The sequence below is a fragment of the Pseudomonas sp. 2VD genome (genome assembly GCF_005503585.1).
GTDB classification, from domain to species: domain Bacteria; phylum Pseudomonadota; class Gammaproteobacteria; order Pseudomonadales; family Pseudomonadaceae; genus Pseudomonas; species Pseudomonas aeruginosa.
Genome location: NZ_SCND01000335.1, coordinates 1 through 6,610, shown reverse-complemented (window position 1 = coordinate 6,610; position 6,610 = coordinate 1). Strand labels below are relative to the sequence as shown.

Below are 6,610 nucleotides of genomic sequence, written 5' to 3'. Positions count from 1 at the left end.
CTCAAGCGCGCCTACCGCGACCGGTTGCGCCGCGCGGTGCCCGGCCTCGGCATCGTCTACCTGGAACTGACCCCGGCGGTCGCCGCCGAGCGCGTCGCCCAGCGCCCCGGCCACTTCATGCCGGCGACCCTGATCGACAGCCAGTTCGCCGCCCTCGAGCCGCCGCTCGACGAACCCCTGACCCTGCGCCTGGACGCCACCCTGCCGGTGGAATGCCTGGCGCAGACCGCCCACGCCTGGTGGCTGGAGCACGCCGCCGCCTGAAGTCTTTCGCTTGTCCGACAAAGATAGCGCTACCCCGAAAAGGCGCTTCAATGAAACAGCAACTCCGGTAGAACAACGACAAAAGGAGAGCCCTCCATGTTCGGCATGTCACACGATGCCTACCTGCTCCTCGACGCCCTGGTGACCATCATCGGCCTGATCGTGCTGATCACCCGCTTCAAGGTGCATCCCTTCATCGCCCTGATCATCGCCGCCGGCTTCCTCGGCCTGACCTCGGGGATGCCGGTGGAGAAGATCGTCAAATCCTTCCAGGACGGCTTCGGCGGCGTGCTCGGCTTCGTCGGCGTGATCCTCGCCCTGGGCACCATGCTCGGCAAGCTGATGGCCGATTCCGGCGGCGCCGACCAGATCGCCCGCACCCTGATCCGCGCCTTCGGCAAGGAGCGGGTGCACTGGTCGATGATGCTCGCCGCATTCCTGGTGGGCATCCCGCTGTTCTTCGAGATCGGCTTCATCCTGCTGATCCCGCTGGTATTCATCGTCGCCCGGCGCAGCGGCGTGTCCCTGATCAAGATCGGCATCCCGTTGCTCGCCGGCCTTTCCGCGGTGCACGGTCTGGTGCCGCCGCATCCCGGCCCGCTGCTGGCGATCGGCGTGTTCGGCGCCGACATCGGCAAGACCATCCTCTACGGCCTGATCGTCGCCCTGCCCACCGCCGCCATCGCCGGCCCGCTGTTCGGCGCGCTGGTCTCGCGCTACATACCCGGCACGCCATCGGCGGAACTGGTCGAGCAGATCGCCCACGAGCCCGAGACCCAGGACCTGCCCAGCTTCGGCGTGACCCTGGCGACCGTGCTGCTGCCGGTGTTCCTGATGCTGCTGAAGACCTTCGCCGACGTCGCCTTCCCCGATGGCCACGCGTTCCGCGCCTGGATGGACATGATCGGCCATCCGATCAGCGCCCTGCTCCTGGCCCTGCTGGTGGCGCTCTATACCTTCGGCTACGCCCGCGGCTTCGACTCGAAGAAGATCCTCAGGCTGCTCGACCAGAGCCTGGCACCGACCGCCGCCATCGTGATGATCATCGGCGCCGGCGGCGGCTTCAAGCAGATGCTGGTGGCCAGCGGGGTCGGCGACGTCATCGGCCATCTCGCGGTGAACGCGCAGATCTCGCCGATCCTGCTGGCCTGGCTGGTGGCCGCGGTGATCCGCATCGCCACCGGCTCGGCCACCGTCGCCACCATCACCGGGGCCGGCATCGTGGTGCCGGTGATCGACCTGATTCCCGGCGTCAACCGCGAGTTGCTGGTGCTCGCCACCGGCGCCGGCTCGCTGATCCTCTCCCATGTCAACGACGCCGGGTTCTGGCTGGTCAAGCAGTACTTCAACATGAGCGTCAGCGAGACCTTCAAGACCTGGACCGCGATGGAGACCATCCTCTCCGTGGTCGGCCTGGTCTTCATCCTGTTGCTGTCGCTGGTGCTCTGAGCACCAGCCCGACCGGAGTCCAGCCATGACCGAACCAATGCAACGCCCCGACCACGAAGCCTCGCGCTGGCCGCGCGACTTCGATATCCGCCAGCGCTATGCCGAGCAGCAGGAACTGCTTGAGCCACCGCCGGCGCGGCCCCGCGAAGAGCCTACCGCCGACGCCTGAAGCCAGCCGGCGCCATGCCTTTGCTCCCGCCCCCCACGAAGCGGGAGCAAAGGCTGATTTCCGGCAAGGGCGCGACGGTTTTCCTGCTGAAACGATTTACCTTCGATCCGGACCGCGCTACAACAGTCCCACGCCTTTCATCCACGTCATTCGAGGACCCGCCATGACCGCCCCGCTCCACCTCGATTCGCTGTTTCCCAGCCTCGACGCCATTCCCGAGCAGTACCGCCCCGACGCCCCCATCGAGCAGCGCGACTACCTGGTCGACGGCCAACTGCGACATTGGGACGGCCCGCTGGCGCCGGTACGCAGCCCGGTATTCCTCGCCGAGGCCGACGGCGAGCGCCAGGTGATCCTCGGCAGCACCCCGCTGCTCGACGCCGACGCCGCGCTCGCCGCGCTCGACGCCGCGGTGAGGGCCTACGACCACGGCCAGGGCCTGTGGCCGAACCTGCGGGTGGCCGAGCGCATCCAGCACGTCGAACGCTTCCTGGCGCGGATGCGCGAGCAACGCGAGGCGGTGGTCAAGCTGCTGATGTGGGAAATCGGCAAGAACCTCAAGGACTCCGAGAAAGAGTTCGACCGCACCTGCGACTACATCGTCGATACCATCGAAGCGCTGAAGGAACTCGACCGCCGCTCCAGCCGTTTCGAGCTGGAACAGGGCACCCTCGGCCAGATCCGCCGGGTGCCGCTGGGCGTGGCGCTGTGCATGGGGCCGTACAACTACCCGCTGAACGAAACCTTCACCACCCTGATCCCGGCGCTGATCATGGGCAACACCGTGGTGTTCAAGCCGGCCAAGTTCGGCGTGCTGCTGATCCGCCCGTTGCTGGAAGCCTTCCGCGACAGCTTCCCGCCAGGAGTGATCAACGTCATCTACGGGCGCGGCCGGGAAACCGTGTCGGCGCTGATGGCCAGCGGCAAGGTCGACGTGTTCGCCTTCATCGGCACCCATTCCGGCGCCAGCGACCTGAAGAAGCTGCACCCCCGCCCGCACCGCCTGCGCGCCGCCCTCGGCCTGGACGCGAAGAACCCGGGCATCGTCCTGCCGCAGGTCGACCTGGACAACGCGGTGAACGAGGCGGTCACCGGCGCGCTGTCCTTCAACGGCCAGCGCTGCACCGCGCTGAAGATCCTGTTCGTCCACGAAAGCGTGCTGCAACCGTTCCTCGACAAGTTCAGCGCGCGCCTGGCCAGCCTCAAGCCGGGCATGCCGTGGGAACCGGGAGTGGCGCTGACACCGCTGCCGGAGCCGGGCAAGGTCGACTACCTCGAAGGCCTGCTGAACGACGCCCTGGCCAAGGGCGCACGAGTGGTCAATGCGGGCGGCGGCGAGCATCGACAGAGCTTCTTCTACCCCGCCCTGCTGAGTCCGGTGAGCCCGGACATGCGCCTCTACCACGAGGAGCAGTTCGGTCCGCTGGTGCCGGTGGTGCCCTATCGCGAGCTGGACGAGGTGATCGACTACGTCCTGCGCTCCGACTACGGCCAGCAGTTGAGCCTGTTCGGCAACGACCCGGCGCAGATCGGCCGGCTGGTCGACGCCTTCGCCAACCAGGTCGGCAGGATCAACGTCAACGCCCAGTGCCAGCGCGGCCCGGACAGCTACCCGTTCAACGGCCGGAAGAATTCGGCGGAAGGCACCCTGTCGGTCCATGACGCGCTGCGGGTGTTCTCCATCCGCACCCTGGTGGCGACCCGCGACACCGAGGCGAACAAGACCCTGGTCAGCGAGATCATCCGCAACCGCGCGTCGAACTTCCTCACCACCGACTACATCTTCTGAAGCGCCTGTCCCTCTCCCGCCGGGAGAGGGACCTGCCGCCACCTCCCCCACTGTCCGCCAGGCAGCAGCCGCGCAACAGGCTGCCGCCCCGGCAACACCTCCTGCTCGCGCGAACCCGCGCAAGCAGTGGCCTGCGCGGGTCGGCACAGTCTGTGCAACGGCCCGGACTCCAGGGTAGCCGTCGACCGGACGGCCCCGCTGCCTACCAGGAGTCCGCATGAACGCCCGCGTCCATCCCGAAGCCACCGCCGCCAGTCTCTCCGAAGGCGCCGACTACGAACTGCTCGCCCAGCGTTTCCGACCGATCTTCGCGCGCATCGCCGAAGGCGCCGTCGAGCGCGAACGGCAACGCGAACTGCCCCACGAGGCGATCGCCTGGCTCAAGCAGGCCGGCTTCGGCGCCGTGCGCGTGCCGCGCGAGCACGGCGGCGCCGGCGCCTCGCTGGCGCAATTGGTTCAGTTGCTGATCGAACTGGCCGAGGCCGACTCCAACATCACTCAGGCCCTGCGCGGCCACTTCGCCTTCGTCGAGGACCGTCTCAATGCCGAGCCCGGCCCTGGCCGCGACCGTTGGCTGCGGCGCTTCGTCGAGGGCGACCTGGTCGGCTGCGCCTGGACCGAGGTCGGTTCGGTACGGCTGGGCGAAGTGCTCACCCGCGTCTCGCGCAAGGACGACGGTCGCTGGGTGGTGAACGGCAGCAAGTACTACAGCACCGGCAGCCTCTTCTCCGACTGGATCGATCTGTATGCCCAGCGCGACGACACCGGCGCCGACGTGATCGCGGCGATCCGCACCGACCAGCCCGGCGTGCGCCAGAGCGACGACTGGGACGGCTTCGGCCAGCGCACCACCGGCAGCGGCACATCGCTGTTCGAGGACGCCGAGGTGGAGGAAGAGAACCTCATCGACTTCGCCAGCCGCTTCAAGTACCAGACCGCGTTCTACCAGTTGGTCCTGCTCGCGGTGCTGGCCGGCACCGGCCGCGCCGCCTTGCGCGACGTCGCCGCCGAGGTGCGCGGGCGGACCCGTATCTACAGCCACGGCAATGCCCCGCGAGTCAGCCAAGATCCCCAGGTGCAGCAGGTGGTCGGGCGCATCGCCGCGCGCGTCTACGCCGCCGAGGCGGCCACCCTGCGCGCCGCCGAAGCGGCCCAGCGTGCCTACCTGGCGCGCTTCGTAGGCGACCCGCAGGCGGAGAAGGAGGCCAATATCGCCGCCGAGATCGAATCGGCCAAGGCCCAGGCGATCGTCGCCGAACTGGTGTTGCAGGCCACCAGCGAGCTGTTCGACGCCAGCGGCGCTTCCGCCGTCGGCCGCGGCAAGCAGCTCGACCGCCACTGGCGCAATGCGCGCACCGCCGCCTCGCACAATCCCCTGATCTACAAGCAACGGATCGTCGGCGACTGGGAGATCAACGGCAGCGAGCCGCCCTACGTCTGGCAGATCGGCAGCGGTCCGGCCTCGGCGTCCCGCTGAACCTCGCCCATCCCATCGCAAGGAGTCGCCATGAGCGCACTGGAAAAGAACGCCGCCGATCCCTATCGGCAACCGCTGCCACGGACCCCGGCCCGGCGCATCGCCGACGACGCCGAGGCGATCCGCGTCGCCCGCGAACTGGCCGGGCTGTTCGCCGAGGAAGCCTCGCTGCGCGACCGCCAGCGCCGGCTGCCGGTGGCCGAACTGGAAGCCTTCTCGCAGAGCGGCCTATGGGGCATCAGCGTACCGCGCGCCTACGGCGGCGCCGAGGTCGGCTACCGGACCCTGGCCGAAGTACTGAAGACCATCGCCGCGGTAGACCCGTCCCTGGCGCAGTTGCCGCAGAACCACTTGGCGGTGCTCGACCATTTGCGCCTGGACGGCAGCGAGGAGCAGAAACGCTTCTTCTACGGCCTGGTGCTAGACGGCGTGCGCTTCGGCAACGCCTTCTCCGAACGCCACAGCCGTACCGTCGCCGAATTCCAGACACGAGTGCTGGCGGATGGCGACGGGTTCCGCATCGACGGCCGCAAGTTCTATTCGAGCGGCGCCCTGCTCGCCCACTGGGTACCGGCCGTCGGCCTCGACGCCGAGCAGCGCGCGCACCTGGCGTTCATCCCGCGCGACGCGCCGGGGCTGACGGTGATCGACGACTGGTCCGGCTTCGGCCAGCGCACCACCGCCAGCGGCACCGTCATCCTGGACAACGTACGGGTGCCGGCCGAGCACGTCATTCCGGTGCACCGCGCCTTCGACCGCCCCACCGCCGCCGGCGCCGTATCGCAGTTCATCCAGGCCGCCATCGACGCCGGCATCGCCCGTGGCATCCTCGCCGAGACCGTGCAGCAGGTGCGCCGCCACGCGCGGCCATGGATAGACGCCAACCAGCAGCATGCCTGGGAAGACCCCTACACCATCCAGCAGGTCGGCGACCTGCGCATCCGCGTGCGCGCCGCAGAAGCCGTGCTCGACCTGGCGGCCGACGCCATCGAAGCGGCGCTCGCCGCCCCCGACGAGGAGAGCGTGGCCGCCGCCTCGATCGCCGTGGCCGAGGCCAAGGTGCTCACCACCGAAGCCGCCCTGCTCGCCGCCAACCGGCTGTTCGAACTGGTCGGCACGCGCTCGACCCTGGAGGAACTCAATCTCGACCGCCACTGGCGCAACGCCCGCACCCACACCCTGCATGACCCGGTGCGCTGGAAATACCATGCCATCGGCAACTACCAGTTGAATGGGGTGAAGCCACCGCGGCACGCCTGGCTCTAGGAGCCGTCCCGGGCCCTGGGGCGGATAGCGCCACCGGCGTCATCCGCCGTCCGCCCAGGTCAGGCCGGCAGCGCGTTGCGCCCGGCCTCCTTCTCCCAGAGCGCCCGCAGGTCGCGATAGCCGGCCGCCGGATGGGAATCCGGCAGCCGCGGGCCGTCGCCGAACAACTTCTCGCGCAGAGTCCCCGGCGCATATT

At 68.8% G+C, this 6,610-nt stretch carries 6 protein-coding genes and 1 pseudogene; 6 read left to right on the top strand and 1 reads right to left on the bottom strand.

Going from position 1 to position 6,610, the window contains the following annotated elements:
- The 6 genes and pseudogenes from FFS27_RS26160 to FFS27_RS26135 form a co-directional block, all read left to right on the top strand.
- Positions 1–264, top strand: a pseudogene (locus FFS27_RS26160) (gluconokinase); the annotation flags it as partial.
- A 96-nt stretch (positions 265–360) separates the two neighbouring features.
- Positions 361–1,713, top strand: coding sequence for a GntP family permease (locus FFS27_RS26155; protein WP_003107128.1), 1,353 nt, complete (start codon positions 361–363; stop codon positions 1,711–1,713).
- Between the two features lie 25 nt (positions 1,714–1,738).
- Positions 1,739–1,882 carry a hypothetical protein gene (locus tag FFS27_RS33365; RefSeq protein ID WP_003089416.1) on the top strand — a complete coding sequence of 48 codons (144 nt, stop codon included), beginning with the start codon at positions 1,739–1,741 and terminating at the stop codon, positions 1,880–1,882.
- A gap of 163 nt (positions 1,883–2,045) precedes the next feature.
- Complete coding sequence (locus FFS27_RS26145; RefSeq protein ID WP_003089420.1) at positions 2,046–3,671, top strand: NADP-dependent glyceraldehyde-3-phosphate dehydrogenase; 1,626 nt, start codon at positions 2,046–2,048, stop codon at positions 3,669–3,671.
- Positions 3,672–3,888: 217 nt separating this feature from the next.
- Positions 3,889–5,148, top strand: coding sequence for an acyl-CoA dehydrogenase family protein (locus FFS27_RS26140; protein ID WP_023101251.1), 1,260 nt, complete (start codon positions 3,889–3,891; stop codon positions 5,146–5,148).
- A gap of 30 nt (positions 5,149–5,178) precedes the next feature.
- Entirely contained in the window at positions 5,179–6,414 is a 1,236-nt protein-coding gene (locus tag FFS27_RS26135; RefSeq protein ID WP_003131666.1) for an SfnB family sulfur acquisition oxidoreductase, read from the top strand.
- Positions 6,415–6,473: 59 nt separating this feature from the next.
- On the opposite strand, the gene FFS27_RS33790 is transcribed toward FFS27_RS26135, so the two are convergent.
- Positions 6,474–6,610: hypothetical protein (locus FFS27_RS33790; RefSeq protein ID WP_171019233.1), on the bottom strand; the 137-nt coding region annotated here is incomplete at its 5' end.

What these genes read in the sequence shown, in the direction of transcription:
- FFS27_RS26145 (WP_003089420.1), top strand. Translation starts at nt 2,046, where the DNA reads ATGACCGCCCCGCTCCACCTCGATTCGCTGTTTCCCAGCCTCGACGCC.
- FFS27_RS26140 (WP_023101251.1), top strand. Translation starts at nt 3,889, where the DNA reads ATGAACGCCCGCGTCCATCCCGAAGCCACCGCCGCCAGTCTCTCCGAA.
- FFS27_RS26155 (WP_003107128.1), top strand. Translation starts at nt 361, where the DNA reads ATGTTCGGCATGTCACACGATGCCTACCTGCTCCTCGACGCCCTGGTG.
- FFS27_RS33365 (WP_003089416.1), top strand. Translation starts at nt 1,739, where the DNA reads ATGACCGAACCAATGCAACGCCCCGACCACGAAGCCTCGCGCTGGCCG.
- FFS27_RS26135 (WP_003131666.1), top strand. Translation starts at nt 5,179, where the DNA reads ATGAGCGCACTGGAAAAGAACGCCGCCGATCCCTATCGGCAACCGCTG.